Source organism: Microcoleus sp. Z1_A1 (genome assembly GCF_036700305.1).
In the GTDB taxonomy this organism is placed as follows: Bacteria; Cyanobacteriota; Cyanobacteriia; order Cyanobacteriales; family Microcoleaceae; genus Microcoleus.
On record NZ_JAUBOR010000019.1, the window covers coordinates 104,374 to 119,775 of the forward strand.

Annotated in this window: 14 protein-coding genes; 7 read left to right on the plus strand and 7 right to left on the minus strand. The window is 44.7% G+C overall.

The genetic code is table 11. From position 1 onward, the window contains the following. Positions 1-145 precede the first annotated feature (145 nt). The 3 genes from QT973_RS14860 to psbN all read right to left on the minus strand — a co-directional run bounded on the left by QT973_RS14860 (position 146) and on the right by psbN (position 2,538). Positions 146-1,057, minus strand: a complete 912-nt coding sequence (locus QT973_RS14860) for an MBL fold metallo-hydrolase (protein ID WP_333054593.1) — start codon at positions 1,055-1,057, stop codon at positions 146-148. Between the two features lies 1 nt (position 1,058). Then, entirely contained in the window at positions 1,059-2,159 is a 1,101-nt protein-coding gene (aroC, locus tag QT973_RS14865) for a chorismate synthase (protein WP_333054594.1), read from the minus strand. 247 nt (positions 2,160-2,406) lie between these two features. Beyond that, on the minus strand, positions 2,407-2,538 hold the full coding sequence (gene psbN / locus QT973_RS14870) for a photosystem II reaction center protein PsbN (RefSeq protein ID WP_190742515.1): 132 nt from the start codon (positions 2,536-2,538) through the stop codon (positions 2,407-2,409). Between the two features lie 212 nt (positions 2,539-2,750). On the opposite strand from psbN, the gene psbH reads away from it, so the two are divergent. From psbH to QT973_RS14890, 4 genes are all read left to right on the plus strand, one after another. After that, positions 2,751-2,954 (plus strand): photosystem II reaction center phosphoprotein PsbH, encoded by a 204-nt coding sequence (gene psbH, locus QT973_RS14875; protein WP_015176007.1) that lies wholly within the window; start codon positions 2,751-2,753, stop codon positions 2,952-2,954. A gap of 151 nt (positions 2,955-3,105) precedes the next feature. Beyond that, entirely contained in the window at positions 3,106-3,366 is a 261-nt protein-coding gene (locus tag QT973_RS14880; RefSeq protein ID WP_333054595.1) for a TatA/E family twin arginine-targeting protein translocase, read from the plus strand. After that, positions 3,367-4,029, plus strand: a complete 663-nt coding sequence (gene pth, locus QT973_RS14885; RefSeq protein ID WP_015176009.1) for an aminoacyl-tRNA hydrolase — start codon at positions 3,367-3,369, stop codon at positions 4,027-4,029. It begins immediately after the preceding gene. Then, the gene (locus QT973_RS14890; RefSeq protein ID WP_332958583.1) at positions 4,026-4,292 is read left to right on the plus strand and encodes a DUF3146 family protein; all 267 of its coding nucleotides are present in this window, start codon (positions 4,026-4,028) and stop codon (positions 4,290-4,292) included. The genes pth and QT973_RS14890 overlap by 4 nt, the downstream gene beginning before the upstream one ends. A gap of 81 nt (positions 4,293-4,373) precedes the next feature. Here the strand turns inward: QT973_RS14890 and QT973_RS14895 are convergent, their stop codons facing one another. Together QT973_RS14895 and QT973_RS14900 are read right to left on the minus strand one after the other, a co-directional pair. Beyond that, the gene (locus QT973_RS14895; RefSeq protein WP_333054596.1) at positions 4,374-4,748 is read right to left on the minus strand and encodes an S-layer protein; all 375 of its coding nucleotides are present in this window, start codon (positions 4,746-4,748) and stop codon (positions 4,374-4,376) included. Positions 4,749-4,829: 81 nt separating this feature from the next. Then, positions 4,830-5,663, minus strand: coding sequence for a type II CAAX endopeptidase family protein (locus QT973_RS14900; RefSeq protein ID WP_333054597.1), 834 nt, complete (start codon positions 5,661-5,663; stop codon positions 4,830-4,832). A gap of 376 nt (positions 5,664-6,039) precedes the next feature. Between QT973_RS14900 and QT973_RS14905 the strand changes: the two genes are divergently transcribed. Next, positions 6,040-7,488, plus strand: a complete 1,449-nt coding sequence (locus QT973_RS14905; RefSeq protein WP_333211334.1) for a GTP-binding protein — start codon at positions 6,040-6,042, stop codon at positions 7,486-7,488. A gap of 249 nt (positions 7,489-7,737) precedes the next feature. On the opposite strand, the gene QT973_RS14910 is transcribed toward QT973_RS14905, so the two are convergent. Together QT973_RS14910 and QT973_RS14915 are read right to left on the minus strand one after the other, a co-directional pair. Then, a complete protein-coding gene (locus QT973_RS14910) occupies positions 7,738-8,412 on the minus strand; it encodes a hypothetical protein (protein ID WP_333054599.1) in 675 nt (224 codons plus the stop codon). A gap of 360 nt (positions 8,413-8,772) precedes the next feature. Beyond that, complete coding sequence (locus tag QT973_RS14915; protein ID WP_333054600.1) at positions 8,773-9,981, minus strand: argininosuccinate synthase; 1,209 nt, start codon at positions 9,979-9,981, stop codon at positions 8,773-8,775. Between the two features lie 308 nt (positions 9,982-10,289). On the opposite strand from QT973_RS14915, the gene QT973_RS14920 reads away from it, so the two are divergent. Next, positions 10,290-11,228, plus strand: coding sequence for a glycosyltransferase (locus QT973_RS14920; RefSeq protein WP_333211332.1), 939 nt, complete (start codon positions 10,290-10,292; stop codon positions 11,226-11,228). A gap of 580 nt (positions 11,229-11,808) precedes the next feature. Then, positions 11,809-14,961, plus strand: a complete 3,153-nt coding sequence (locus tag QT973_RS14925) for a PAS domain-containing protein (protein ID WP_333211330.1) — start codon at positions 11,809-11,811, stop codon at positions 14,959-14,961. Positions 14,962-15,402: the final 441 nt, after the last annotated feature.

Here is a 15,402-nt window from a genome sequence, read left to right on the forward strand (position 1 = left end):
ACAAGCAAGAATTATACCATGCACTTAAGAGTTTGCTGCGTATTCAAAAAAATTGTGGAGCTGGTTTCGCCCCAGATCCACATATTCACATAACAATTATGGTTCGATCGGTTGATGGTTCGATCGCTCTGGCAAGGGCGACTTTTCAGAAGCCGATCGGCAAAATCAGACCCTCGCGGGCCATGACAGCCTTCGGAAAAGCAATTTGCACATCTTCGGCGATGCGATCGAGAAAATCGTCTGTGTGAGCCGGATCGTGGTGAAAAATCACCACTCGTTTCACCCGCGCCTCCTTAGCCATTCTCACCGCTTCCTGCCAAGTCGAGTGTCCCCAACCCACCTTCGGAGACTTGGGGTTGTGATATTCCTCGTCTGTGTACATCGCATCGTAAATCAGCACATCAGCGTCGAGGGCTAAATTGTAGACATTCTCATCTAGTCGATCGGGAAAATGCTCAGTATCCGAACAATAAACCACAGATCGTCCCTGCCAAGTCACCCGATATCCCATAGCAGTATTCGGGTGATTCAGAGAACCCGTCCTAATCTCAATATCGTCCAGCATCATCGTCTGGTTGTGATTGAGTTCGTAGAAATTCAAATCTGCCTGCAAACCCATCAGCGGCACCGGCGAATTCGAGTGGAGCACCCGTTCAACGAAGTGCCTTTTCATGCAATCTCCATCCGGCGGAGTCGCGCCGTAAATATCAAAGCTATTGCCGCGGATGAAAGCTGGGGCGAACAGCGGGAAACCTTGAATGTGATCCCAGTGATAGTGAGTAAAAAACATATAAGCTTGCACGGGCATTTCTTGCACCAACTGGTCTCCCAGCATCCGCAAGCCTGTTCCGCCGTCAAAAATCAAGCGTTTGCCAGCGACTCGCATTTCCAAACAAGAAGTATTGCCGCCGTAGCGAACAGTTTCCTGTCCGGGTGTCGGAACACTGCCCCGCACGCCCCAAAACTGTACTACAAAATCATCTATACCTTTTATTGATTCGGAGGGTTGAGGGCAATCAAGGGGATTTGCCGCTACTGAGGACAAGCTGATTTCCATTTTAAAATTCAGGCTTTAAGGTTCCACATTGTCCGTGATGGCGCAGCAGATGGTCGCACAACACTAAAGCTACCATTGCTTCCACCATTGGCACAGCTCTTGGCAAAACACAAGGGTCATGCCGTCCCTTGGCAGCCAGCAGCGTTTCTTCGCCTTCTCGGGTAACGGTGCGCTGCTGCTGGCGAATTGTCGCAGTCGGCTTGAATGCCGCCCGCAAAATTATATTTTCGCCGTTAGCAATGCCACCCTGAATTCCGCCAGAGCGATTCGTCACTGTACGAATTACACCCTTATCATCAGTATAGTATTCATCATTATGTTCGCTGCCCTTGAGCAGAGTCCCGGCAAACCCGGAACCTATTTCAAAGCCTTTGCTGGCGGGCAAGGACATGATGGCTTTGGCCAAGTCGGCTTCGAGTTTATCGAATACGGGCATTCCCAGCCCTTTTGGTACATTGCGGGCGACGCATTCGACTACACCGCCGATCGAATCTCCGCTGTCGCGAACTTTTTCGATCAGTTCAATCATTCTTTCGGCACATTCGGCATCGGGACAGCGAACGATGTTGCTTTCTACTTGTTCTAAGGTAACAGTGTCCGGGTCGGCGACACATTCTAAGTCTTTGATGCGTTTGACGTAGCCGACTATTTCTACTCCTGCTGCTTGTTGGAGAATTTTTTTGGCGATCGCCCCTGCTGCTACTCTACCTATTGTCTCTCTCGCCGAACTGCGACCTCCGCCTTGCCAGTTACGAATTCCGTACTTAGCATCGTAGGTAGCATCAGCGTGAGAAGGGCGGTAAGTTGTCGCCATTTCGCCGTAATCTTGGGGGCGAGTGTCTTGATTGCGGACTAAAATTGCGATCGGCGTTCCCAAAGTTTTGCCTTCAAACACCCCCGACAGAATTTCGCAGGTATCTGCTTCTTTGCGGGGCGTAGTAATTTTGCTTTGACCAGGGCGGCGGCGATCGAGTTCGGCTTGAATGAACGATGCGTCGATCGACACCAGGGGCGGGCACCCGTCAATTACTACTCCCACACCGCCGCCGTGAGATTCCCCAAATGTCGATATCCGAAATAAATGCCCAAAGGTATTGCCCATTATGCTTTGCCCTGAAACCTAATAATTTTTAGCTTAAATGGAATAGAGATTTACTGTATTTATGAAAAATATACCATTGACGAGTAGACGACGACAGGCGATCGCCTCACAGCATCACTCCCTTCCCGCCCCTAGAAGAATATCTACCAGGGAGAGAGGGAGAGACCGAGAATAGGAGATATCTGGAAACACACTTAAATTCATCCGTGTATCCGTGTCCGAATCCGTGTTGTGCCTTCCTTCTTCTTTAGTCTTCGTGTTCTTCAAAAGGATCTCTCAATTCCTTAGCGGGAGGGCCGAAAGCCGTGTAGATCGAGAAACCGGTGATAGCCACCAGACACACGCCCAGTGAAATGCCAAGAACTGCTGCAGGTTCCATATTTTTGATCGATTATGAGTGCTCCACTCTATAATATTACAAAAAATAACAATCCGTCTGAAAGTCTCGTGATTTTAGGCGCTGTACGGTATGGCAGCCAGCCCCCACTCCCCGTTTTGCGAGTCCCCCGGTGGCATTTCTGAGAAATTGCGATCGCAATTAGCGGTAGAAATATGTCAAACTTTTCTGTAGAGATTCATTTCAGGTGACTTATGGCACAACGGACTTGGTTAGGAGATATACTCAAACCCCTTAACTCGGAATACGGCAAGGTAGCCCCCGGCTGGGGAACCACGCTATTGATGAGCGTGTTCATTGGACTGTTTTTCGTGTTCTTGTTGATTATTTTGCAAATCTACAACTCTTCTCTGATTCTGGAGAGTGTGGATATGGATTGGTCGAGTCTCGGCCGCTAAAACTAGATCGCAAAACAGTAAGGCTAAAAGTAAAAGCTGAGGGTTGAGGAGAAAGGGCAAAAGCTAAGTTTTCCCGTTTTTCCTTACCCTTTCCGATTACTTTTGCCATAAATAAACAAAAAGTAACTAAACAAATTGCTGGAGAAAAACCATGAATATTTTTGGCATTGGTTTGCCCGAAATGGCCGTTATTTTTACGATCGCCCTATTGGTATTTGGCCCGAAAAAATTACCTGAAATCGGTCGGAGTATGGGGAAAGCAATTCGGGGCTTTCAAGACGCTTCGCGGGATTTTGAGTCGGAATTCACGCGGGAAGCTAAGCAGTTAGAAGAAGCAGTAGCAACTAGCAGCAAACCGGCAACTGAAAAACTCACGGCGGCTACTCCCAAGGAAGATAGCACAGAGAGTTAAATGAACAACACTCAGAAGTCGGAAACACCAGCGGAGTTAGTGATTCCCCAGCTAATTGTTGGGTTGGGCAATCCCGAACCTAAATACGATCGCACCCGACACAACATCGGCTTTAATGCTGTTGATGCCTTGGCTAAATCTTGGCAGATTTCTCTGTCGGAAAATCGCAAATTTCAAGGCATATTTGGCGAGGGAAACCGGCCGCGGGGACAGAAAATCCGCTTGCTGAAACCTCTAACTTACATGAATCTGTCGGGTCAAGCGATTCGGGCGGCGACGGATTGGTACAAGATACCTGCGGAGTCGGTATTAATAGTATACGATGATATGGATTTGCCGATCGGGAAATTGAGAATGCGTCTTGCCGGTTCGGCCGGCGGACACAACGGCATGAAATCGACAATTTCTCATTTGGGCACAGACAAATTTCCTCGCTTGCGGATTGGCATCGGCAAACCTCAAAACGATGCTGCTAAAAATGAGAAAGATACGATTTCCTTCGTGTTAGGAAAATTTTCCTCAGAGGAAAGTCAGTTAGTAGAGAAAGTGCTTAAACTGGTTGTAGAAGCTGTGGAACTAAGTCTGCACCAAGGAGTAGAAAAAGCCATGAGCCTTTACAATAGTCGCACAATTGCAGAAACAAACGCGGAAACAAAAAGGTGAGTTCGAGACGTTTGCCTGAAACAACTGCATATGTCCGGGTTACTGGCCAATCTTGGCAAAAAGGCACGATTGAGGGTGAAGTCACTGCCGGCAATTTTGAGTGGCAGTTTCAGTGGCGTTTCACGTCAGAAAAAACACTGATTCTTGAGCCTTCTCAGGGTAGGGCATTGATTCAGGAACCGCTGCACCGTTTTCTAGAAAAATGGGATTATCAGCTTGAACCGGGCGGGGATTATTCGTTTACGGTTCGGGCTGAGTTTTAAAATCTTGGTAATGGGAAATGCGGAAAAGGTAATCGGGAATAAAAGCTTCCTGTAGTAGGATATCCCGCTTCCAGTAATTCTTTAATTAATTACGGGAAAAGGCTGTAATGGGAAATTGGGAAAGGGCGATCGGGAAGGCAAACTTTCTCTAGTAGTATCTCCAGATTCCAGTGATTCTTTAATTAAAGCAGGGTTCATCCCTTCTCGGTAAGCCCCGCAATAATACATTGTCAAAACAGCTTTGTAAGCCCAGTGATTGGAAGGTACATCGGTAAAAGGATTGGGCAGAGTTTCAGCCTGATTCTGCACGCAAGCATTGATAATTTGTTCTGGCGTTTGCTGCACTTGAACTAAAGAATTATTTTGCTTTATTTGTGCTGGATTTTGCGCCTGTGCGGGAGCAAATAAACCTGGATAAGTTAACAGTGTGGCAATGGCAAAGATGCTGAGTTTCATAAGTTTATCAATTTCGTAATAAGTTGTTTGGTAGTGAGGAGTTTAGTCCTCAAAGCAGTCTGAAATAAGGACTATTCGTCCTTACTCGAAACCCTTGGATTGTTGGGACATTTTTCGCATTCCCACAGCCAAGACACTCAAAAACAACAGCCCGATCGCCCCAGCTAGCGGATTGCCGTTAACTCCTGTTACCCAATCGGGAACAGAGGCCGAATATCGCACTAACTGCCCGATGTTAATAATGTAATATCCCCAGACTAAACCTGCATGAAGCCCGATCGACAAACCGAGGCGATTTTGGCGCGATCGTTTTCCCCAAACCAGAATCAAACCCAGCAACAACAACCCCGGAAACTGCGGCCAACTCTGCAGCATGGCCGCCACAGGTTTGATAAAATGAGATAGGGCAAACACCAGGCTATTCACCCACAGAGATATTCTATAATTGTAATCCCGCTGCAACTCGTCCAGCAACCAACCTCGGAATACCAACTCCTCCGCAAAACCGACTCCAAGGGCGCTTAACAGCCCTTCTGCGATGATTCTCGGCAAATTATCAGAATTTTGCCACGCGACTAAGCCGAACAGTCCTTGCACCGCAAATAAGCTAAAAGTGAGCAAAAGCCCGATCGCCAATCCGATTAAAAGCTCAAAACCGTTTTTTCGCGTATTGATTAAACCGTAACTTTTGAGTAATTGGGTTTGTCCGTAAACCTTTTTTCCCCAGATCCGCACCAAAAATAGAAACTCTGTAAACAACAGCGCCATAGTGAGAATAGTTGCAAGGTTGCTATCTTTAACTAACAAGTAAATTGGTGCTGCTAGGGGCAGCCAAATTGCTAGCAAGATTAATAGGAAAATTATCACACGTAAAGGAAAGGGATAACTGGCTATTATTTGGAGGCGGTTAATCATTGTTGTAAATGAGTTGAAATTGGGTAAATCGGCTTAGTGGTCTGTCGCACTGTCCGACAGGGGTTAAAAACCCCTGTCTCATAGCGAAAGTCCTCTCAAAGAGGACTGAAATTTATCACAATCTAATTTAGGTTGGCAGTCGGTTTTAACCGACTTTTGCTATAAGACGGGGATTTAAATCCCCGGCGGGCTTGCGGGTGAATGCGAGAACTTTTGGCTGAGTCAGGCTTGAGTAAATCCGAGAGTTAGAATTTGGTAAATCCGAGAGTTAGAGTTGGATAAATCCGAGAGAATGTACAAAGCAGACAGAGAAAGCTAGAATAGCATTGTATTCGCTGAAACTTTAAACAAAACAGAACTATAAAATAAGGGAACAATGACTGAAGCCTCGGATTTTTCAAATGTCGATCGAGAATTAGATGACACAATTTTAAGCTTCGCAGACATTCAGGCAGAACTCAACCTGCGCCACGCTAAAGATGCTCTGCGAGATATAGTAGAAAATCTCGACTTGACAGTTCAAGAGCGAACTGGACTGGAACCGGAAATTGGCGGGTTGGAGAAAATGCTCGACAAGCTAGAGCGCGCTTGCGTGCAAATAGCTGTGTTTGGGATGGTGGGAAGGGGAAAATCTTCGGTTTTGAACGCGCTGCTAGGTCAAAATGTGTTTGAAACTGGCCCGACTCACGGGGTGACTCGCACGACGACTATCGGGCAGTGGGATGTCGGAGAGGGAATTGATGAGAAGTTGCCCGATAGACTTTCGCCAGTTATTTACCGTTTGTCGCAAGTGGAATTAATCGATACTCCGGGAATAGATGAAGTTGACGGCGAAACTCGCGAACTTTTAGCGCGCCGCGTTGCTCAACAAGCAGATTTGATTTTGTTTGTAGTTGCTGGCGACATTACGAAGGTGGAATACGCAGCACTTTCGCAGTTGCGGGAAGCCGGAAAACCGATGTTATTAGTGTTTAATAAAATTGACCAATATCCTGATGCAGACAGGCTGGCAATTTATCATAAAATTCGAGACGATCGCGTGAAAGAATTGTTGTCTCCCGATGAAATTGTGATGGCGGCGGCTTCGCCTTTGACGGCGAGGGCGGTGCGCCGTCCCGACGGAAGTATGGGGGTGCAAATGACTCGCAGTTTGCCACAAGTGCAAGATTTAAAATTAAAGATTTTGGAGGTTTTAGACCGGGAAGGCAAATCTTTGGTCGCGCTGAATACGATGCTCTGTGCGGGGGATATTAACGAGCATTTGGTGCAGCGAAAAATGGAGATTCGAGATGACGCAGCTAATCGAATTATCTGGAACGGCGTAATGACGAAATCGGTGGCGATCGCACTTAATCCAATTACTGTAGTTGATATTCTTAGCGGTGCGGTAATTGATGTGGTGATGATATTAACTTTATCTAAAGTTTACGGCATTGCGATGACGGAAGCGGGCGCGGTGGAATTGCTGCAAAAGATTGCGATTAGTATGGGGGGAATTACGGCGGGTGAATTGTTGGCTAATTTTGGTTTAAGTTCTTTGAAAGGATTGTTGGGTTTGGCGACGCCGGCGACGGGGGGTTTGGCTTTAGGGCCTTATTTGTCTGTGGCGGTGACGCAAGCTGCGATCGCGGGGGTTTCTTCCTATGGTATCGGTCAAGTTACTAAGGCTTATTTGGCTAATGGTGCTTCTTGGGGAGATGATGGGCCAAAGGCTGTGGTGAGCAAGATTTTGTCTTCTTTGGATGAGGATTCTATTTTAAATCGGATTAAGGAGGAGTTGCGGGCTAAGTTGGATTTGGGAAGTGTGGAAAAACAGAAATCTTAGCGATCGGCTGTTTTACGTTGACCCAGCAATCCTGGCGCAGCCCTGCCGCAATCCGGCAGGGGTTTCAACCCCTGCCTCAAAGCTAAATTTGTCTGAAGACAATTTAACAAATTATTAAGATAACAACCAATTACCAATTACCAATTATTACTATCGCCTTTGATGACGCAAATCGCTCGCTCGGACTTTGACAAGGGTGGCCCTGCGTACTTTACCCCCTGCTTTGACGATCGCCGGATAACTCTCACATTAGGAAGATTGGGACTTAAATTCTTGAGCTAGCGCCTCACAATTGTTCAAAAGAAACCAAAACAGCCAGATAAATCCAAGCCTCATAGCAATAACCCAAATGTTACTCAAAATAATTCCTTCTTGTAGGTAGCGGAAAATAAGTGATAAGGAGCCGAAAATCATTAGACCTATATGAATCCAGAGCACTGTGGTCACAAAGCGCAAGTTTCTTAAAAGAACTCTCTTTAAGGAGATTCCAAATCCCAAAAAAGCAATAGAAAACAGCAATTTTATTCCGACATCAATATAATTGAAAAGCGACTGAAGGAAAACTTCTCTAAATTGTGGAATAAAAATTAAAGATATTGTATTTAAGAACAGAGCCAGACCAATGGAAAAAAAGGATATCCTCATTAGTCCGGGTGTGAATGCACTTAATATACCCTTTTTAACCAGCACATTATTTCGTTTAACACTATATTCTATTACACCCGAAAAGTTGGCTTTGAAAACCACTTCATAGCTTGACATCTTTCCATCTTCACTGACTTTAAAATAGTGGTTAGAGGTCGGAGCGAGAGAGCTGCCTTTTTCGGAAATCGTTTTGTTATCATGAACAATACTTTGTTGACCCGACAGGCTTAGAATTAATTGTATTTTATGACCGCTCACATTAAAACATACTTCAGACATAGCCAATTTTCTCCTGATCTTATGCTTCAAATATTATGCTTCAAATATGCTGAGGTCTAACTATTAATTAGACTGACTTTTTCAGTATAATACCCCGATGTGAGTGATGAGACTAAAACTTTTCAGGTTATTTACCGAGTTTAATAATCATATACAGATTTTAATAATAACAAGACTTACGCAACTGGCACAGGTTGGGCGATTGCGACAGATAAGGTGCGACGTGCACACCCTACTCTAATTCCGCGAAGGCGGACTTTGTTTGTGTAGCCGCCAATTCGATTCGGTGGGTTAACATCGAATTGTTAATCCGAATTCGATTTGGCGGCTGAACATCAGGTTTTTAACCCTAATTGCCTCCTATTTGTAACCTCTATTTTTTTCCGACCAAATGCGGGTTGGTAGTCCCCAAACATAGACAAATCCTTCGGCAGCTTTGTGATCGAATTCGTCCTCTGCGCCGTAGGTTGCTAAGTCGAAACTGTACAGAGAATTGTCAGATTTGCGGCCGACAATAGTCGCATTTCCTTTGAACAGTTTGAGCCGCACGGTTCCAGTTACTCGCTTTTGCGTGTCCTGAATAAATGCGTCTAAAGCTGTTTTCAAAGGATTGTACCAAAGACCGTTGTAAATCATTTGGCTGTAGGTTTCTTCGATGCCTCGCTTGTACCGCGTTACATCTGCTGTCAGCGTCAAACTTTCTAAGTCTCGGTGCGCGTGCATCAAAACTAAAATCGCTGGTGTTTCGTAAATTTCCCGCGATTTAATCCCGACGAGGCGGTTTTCAATCATGTCAATCCGGCCGACTCCGTGGTTTCCAACTATTTCGTTGAGTTGGGTAATTAAGGCGACTGGTGATAAATTTGTGCCGTTTAAACTGACAGGATTTCCGCAATCGAAACCGATTTCTAGGTATTCGGGTGTGTCGGGAGTTTGTTCGATCGCCTTTGTCATCAAATACACCTCTTCCGGCGGTTCCGCCCAAGGATCTTCGAGGATTCCGGCTTCAATTGCCATTCCCAATAAGTTGCGATCGATACTGTAAGGCGAAGACTTTTTCACGGGCGACGGAATACCGCATTTCTCGCCGTATGCGATCGTTTCTTCGCGGCTCATTTTCCACTCCCGCGCTGGTGCTAAGATTTTAATCTTGGGGTTGAGTGCGCCGATCGACACATCGAACCGCACCTGATCGTTTCCTTTACCTGTGCAACCGTGGGCGATCGCATCTGCACCGTATTTTTCCGCAGCTTCTACTAACAATTTAGCAATCAGCGGGCGAGCCAGGGCAGTCGAAAGGGGATAACGGTTTTCGTAAAGTGCGTTAGCTTGAATCGCTGGAAACGCATAGTCTTTGACAAATTCTTCGGTAGCATCAATAACTAAAGATTCCGAAGCACCGGATGCTAAAGCTTTTTTGCGGATCGGTTCTAATTCGTCTCCCTGTCCCAAATCCGCGGCCAGAGTAATTACTTCTTCAACACCCCACTCGTTTTTGAGGTAAGGAATGCAGACGGAGGTATCGACTCCGCCGGAATATGCTAGGACAACTTTTTTAGCGCGACTCATTGCTCTTTACATCCTGAATTTAACTGACATCTTGCACCCTTGTCACTAAGCTTTTAAGGGCGGGCAAGATGCCCACCCCACAAAAAAATATCATTTTTGTGGAACAGGCATCTTGCCTGTTCTGGAGAATGGTGCAAGATGTGATATTTAACCGACTTTTCATTATGCACCTAATTGAGATCGATTCTTGTCAGAAATAGTACAGATTTATATATTCTTTTTTTGATAAACTTGGCTATTTACCGGAGGAGTTGCTGCGGAAAATCTGCTACCGTGGGATACGGTAACTGTGGCGATGGGGAAAAACCGTGTTTTTTAGTGTTGTAATTCCGACGTATAATCGTAAACCGATTTTGGCAAAATGTCTACTGGCTTTGGAAAATCAGCAGTTCGGTGAGATTGTCAGAGACTATGAAGTAATTGTCGTGGACGACGGATCGACGGACGGGACGCTGGAGTGGTTGGCCGCAAATGCTGACTTGTTGCCTCATGTGCGATCGATCTGTCAATCTCACCAGGGCCCGGCCGCTGCCCGGAATTTGGGCGTTGAAGATGCTAAGGGCGATACGATTATTTTTATTGACAGCGATTTGGTGGTAACAGAGCATTTTTTGCAAGCACACGCCGATGCTTTACTACAGGGTTACAAAGATACTGATGCTGTTTTTACTTACGGCAGCGTGATTAATACTTGCAATTTCGACAATCCTACCTCAGAACCTTACAAAATCACCGATTTTTCGGCGGCTTATTTTGCTACGGGAAATGTGGCGATCGCCCGCCACTGGCTGCTGGCCGCTGGACTTTTTGACACTCGCTTTCAACTGTACGGATGGGAAGATTTAGAGTTGGGAGTTAGGTTAAAAAAATTAGGTTTAAAACTCATTAAATGTCCCGCTGCGGTCGGTTATCACTGGCATCCAGCTTTTAGTTTGGAGCAAATTCCAGGCATGATTAACCGAGAAATTGAGCGCGGGAGAATGGGAGTTTTGTTTTATCAAAAACACCCAAGTTGGGAAGTACGGATGATGATTCAAATGACTTTTTTGCACCAAATTTTGTGGGGAATTTTATCATTAGGTGGGATGCTGAACGAGCGAACGATGACTCCTTTTTTACAGTGGTTGATTGACCAAGGCAAGCCCCAGCTAGCTTTAGAAATTGCTCGGATTTTTCTGAATTGGTATAACGTGAAAGCCGTTTACGCCGCTTGCGGAGAATTGCAAGCCGAGACAAAGATACCATAAATCAGCCCCATCCCGCAAATAAGATATAAGATATTGTAGGAGTTTTTTAGGGCCCATTGGTGTCAACTTAAGCTCATAATTAGTAACGGTAACAACTGTTTGACAATTATGCCTACACTGCCCTAGGGCTGCTTAATAAGGGAAATTTAGGGAACTCACAACTTGGATACCAACCAGAAAAAAATAATTTTTAGTCTTAAGTTGACACCAATGTTCCGGCTTGTTTAAATTAACCTTTTTACTGAGGATATCTAATGAAAAATCTCAACACAAAGCACCCGATCAATGGCTGCAAGCATGGTCGTATAAAGTCTAAGAATAAAAATTTTACCTTTATTTAATCAAAATTGCTTGGTTAGCCTGTGATTAGAGGAATCTAGGCTGGTTTCTCACCAGAGTCCGATAATTTGAGCTACCAATATTTTCAAAAGATCGTTACTTTTGATATAATGAGAGATAATTTAAGAGTGTGCTAGAGAGCCAATAGTTGTGCTGGTTTATCTGAGAGTGTTAGCTACAAGCGGTTAATGACTTTAAAAATATTCCCACATATACAACTTGAATAGTTTGAGGGTTTGCTGTGAATACAACTGACGATAAAAATCCAAGACTAGAAACAGTTAGACTTGAAAACACTGTCTTACAAGAAAATATTTTAATGGTGGACGACCATCCAGAAAGCTTGCGGCTTTTATCCCAGCTTTTGTCTAAGCGGGGATATAAAGTGCGACCGACACGAGATGGCAAATTGGCTCTTAACTTTGCTATGTCGAGTCCACCAGACTTGATTTTGCTGGACATCATGATGCCCGGTATGGATGGGTATCAAGTCTGCGAAAAGTTAAAAGCTTGTCCGCAAACCAAACATATTCCTGTGATTTTTATTAGCTCTTTAAATGAAGTTTTTGATAAAGTCAAAGCTTTTTCGGTGGGAGGAGCCGACTACATTAGTAAACCATTTCAAACAGAAGAAGTGGTGAGCCGGATCGAAAATCAACTGCTTCTGAGCCGTCTTTATAAACAAATTTTAGCACAAAATGCACGGCTGCAAGCAGAAATAGAAGAACGCAAGCGGATCGAAGCAGAACTCCGAGACAGCCAACGCTGGCTGTCGGCAGTAATTAAAACACATCCTAATCTTTTGTACGTTTCCGATTTGATTGAACAGCGAACTTTGTATATCAACCGCGAAATATATAGCGATATTGGCTATTCTTTTGAAGAAATCCAGCAAATGGCAGGAGGATTTCTTCCTAACTTAATACACCCTGACGATTTGCCAGGATTCTCAGAACACCTCAGCAGGATTGAGGCAGCAAAAGACGGTGAAAGCTTTGAGTGTGAGTACCGAATTCAGCACAAAAATGGTGAATATCGGTGGTTTGTTAGCGTGGATACCGTGTTTGCCAGAACCGCAGACGACAAACCTTGGAAAATTTTGGGGACGGCTACTGAAATTAGCGATCGCAAACAAGCTGAACTAGAACTAAAAACAGCTTTATCTGCTTTAGAACGGCAAATCAAACAAAGGTTTTTAATAGAAACAATTACTCTTGAAATTCGATACAGTTTAAATCAAGATCAAGTTTTTCAAACAGCTACTGCCCAAATAGGTAGAATTTTTAATGCTGATTGCTGCTTGGTTCATACCTACACAGAACACCCTATTCCCAGAATTAATAATGTCGCTGAGTACAAAAAATCCGCATCCAAATCGCTTTTAGATTTAGAAATCCCCGTACAGGGCAATCCTCACGTTCAGTTTTTATTATCCCAAGATCAAGCTGTAGTTTCTGACGATGTTTTTTCCGACCCGCTGCTAGAAAACGCCCGAGATTTGTGCTGTCAAATAGGCTTAAAATCGATGATATCCATCCGCACTTCCTACCAGGGAAAAGCCAACGGAATGATATGCTTGCATCAGTACGATCGCCCCCGCCACTGGACGCAGGAGGAGATCACATTATTGAGCGCTGTGGCGGCACAGATGGGAATTGCGATCGCTCAAGCAACACTTCTGGAACAAGATAAACAACAGCGACTTAAACTTCAACAAAGCGAAGCTAGTCTAGCAGCCGCCCAGAAAATTGCCCACATCGGCAGTTGGGAATTTGATTTAGTCACCAATAAAATTACTTGGTCAGAAGAAGTATTCCGCATTTTTGGTCTTGACTCAAGTGCAACTGAACCGACATCTGCCAAACTTTTAAAGATGTGTCATCCCGACGACAGAGAATTATTTCAAGAAACAGTCAGCCTAACTATCTCACAAGGCATTGCCTACAAAAGAGAGTTCCGATTTTTGCATCCTAGCCGTCAAATTATATACGTGGAAGGAAGGGGAGAAGCTGTTTTTAGCGAAACCGGGGAAGTAATAAAACTGTTGGGAACAGTGATGGATATTAGCGATCGCAAACAAGCCGAAGCAGCTTTGCAAATTAGCGAAGAACGTTTTTATCTGGCATTTGAAGGCAGTGCGATGGGCTTGTGGGATTGGAATCTTGCCACGGGAGAAGTCTATTTTAATCCACGGTGGAAAATGATGCTGGGATATGAAGTAGAGGAGGTAGAAAATAGTTTTGCATCCTGGGAGCAACTGGTACATCCAGAGGATTTGTCTCCGGCTAAAGCAGCGCTAAATGCTCACCTGGAAGGCAAAAATCCTACTTACGAAGTGGAATTTAGGATGCTGACAAAATCCGGCGAGTGGAAGTGGATTTTAGCTCAAGCGAAGGTGATGGAACACGACGCTTCGGGAAATCCTTTGCGGATGACGGGTACGCATATTGATATTAGCGATCGCAAACAAGCCGAAGTAGAGTTGCAATTTAGCGAACAGCGAGAACGAGAAAAAGCGCAACAGTTAGAACAAACTCTGGCCGACTTAAAAAAAGCTCAATCTCAGCTCATTCAAGCCGAAAAAATGTCAAGTATCGGGCAAATGGTAGCGGGAGTAGCCCATGAAATTAATAACCCCATCAGCTTCATATACGGCAATATTATTCCTGCAGCACAGTATGCTCGCGATTTGGTAAAAATGATTGAACTCTACCAGCAATACTATCCTGAACCAGTTCCCGAAATACAGGAAGAATTGGCAGAAGTCGAGGTGGATTTTATAGCTGGCGATTTCCCGAAAATAATGGCTTCAATGCAAGAAGGTGCTAACCGAATTAAGCAGATAGTGCTGTCTTTGAGAAACTTTTCGAGACTCGACGAAACAGATCGCAAAGTAATAGACATTCATGAAGGGATAGAGAGCACTTTGGTGATTTTGCAGCACCGATTCCAGTCACAGCCAAAACATCGGGAGATTCAAGTTATTAAAAATTACGGAAACCTGCCCAAAGTCGAGTGTTATCCGGCTCAATTAAACCAGGTATTTATGAATTTGCTGGTAAATGCGATCGACGCTGTGGAAGAGTCATCAGCAAACTGTACTTGCAAAGTTAACCAGATTCGCATTGTTACTGAAGTCAGCAGCGAAAATCAAGTGTGTGTGCGGATTTCTGACAGCGGGCCCGGTATCCATCCCGAAGTTCAGTCAAGGATGTTTGACCCATTTTTTACTACCAAACCTGTGGGCACCGGCACTGGTTTGGGGTTATCGATTAGTTACCAAATAGTTAAAGACACCCACGGCGGTAAGTTGGAGTGTCATTCAGAAGTTGGCCGAGGAACAGAATTTGCGATCGAACTGCCGATTTCGCAAAAGTTAAAAGTTAAAAGTTAGGATAAGCTGTTAAATCATGGGCGGTAAATTAACCATAATTCTTGGTAGGGGCCGGTTCACCAACCATCTATAATATTACTCACAGATGAGCGTAAACCCCCTCGACCGTCAATCGATTTTAGATTTTAGATTTTCGATTTTAGATTGACCCCAGGGATCAATGCGGGGGCAATAAGTGATTTTCGATTTTCGATTTTGGATTGATTCCACGGATAAATCACGTGGCGGGTACCACCTTTGAAATTCGTGGTCAGATGGGGGGCAATTGCAACGGATATCATATTAATTGTGTATCAGAACCTATTTTAGGGTGCGTGATAACCTGACATTTTCTCCCGTATTTCCTGCGAAGGGTCTGTCATTTAGGATCGCGAATTAAATAACTTACAATTTTAATTGTTATTGTGGGATGGGCGTCCCGCCCGTCCAAAAAGGACGGGC